Source organism: Pseudomonas sp. YuFO20, assembly GCF_035064975.1.
Lineage (GTDB): Bacteria > Pseudomonadota > Gammaproteobacteria > Pseudomonadales > Pseudomonadaceae > Aquipseudomonas > Aquipseudomonas putida_AE.
Window position 1 is genome coordinate 1 of the sequence record NZ_JAXDEO010000183.1, and the last position, 428, is coordinate 428.

Annotated in this window: 1 protein-coding gene; it reads left to right on the forward strand. The window is 59.1% G+C overall.

Annotated elements, in window-relative coordinates:
• On the forward strand, positions 1 to 428 hold a 428-nt coding region (locus SOP85_RS31165; protein WP_323629429.1), incomplete at both ends, for a hypothetical protein.

Sequence of the window (428 nt, forward strand, 5' to 3'; positions counted from 1 at the left end):
AAGAGGTCGGCTGGCAGGCCGCCTTCGCTGGCAAGCCAGCTCCTACAGTTTGATCGGCGTACATCTGCAGGGGATTACTCGGCTGTCAGGCCGCCTTCGCTGGCAAGCCAGCTCCTACAGTTTGATCGGCGTATATCTGCAGGAGATTGCTTGGCTGTCAGGCCGCCTTCGCTGGCAAGCCAGCTCCTACAGTTTGATCGGCGTACATCTGCAGGAGATTGCTTGGCTGTCAGGACGCCTTCGCTGGCAAGCCAGCTCCTACAGTTTGATCGGCGTGCATCTGCAGGAGATTGCTTGGCTGTCAGGCCGCCTTCGCTGGCAAGCCAGCTCCTACAGTTTGATCGGCGTACATCTGCAGGGGATTACTCGGCTGTCAGGCCGCCTTCGCTGGCAAGCCAGCTCCTACAGTTTGATCGGCGTACATCTGC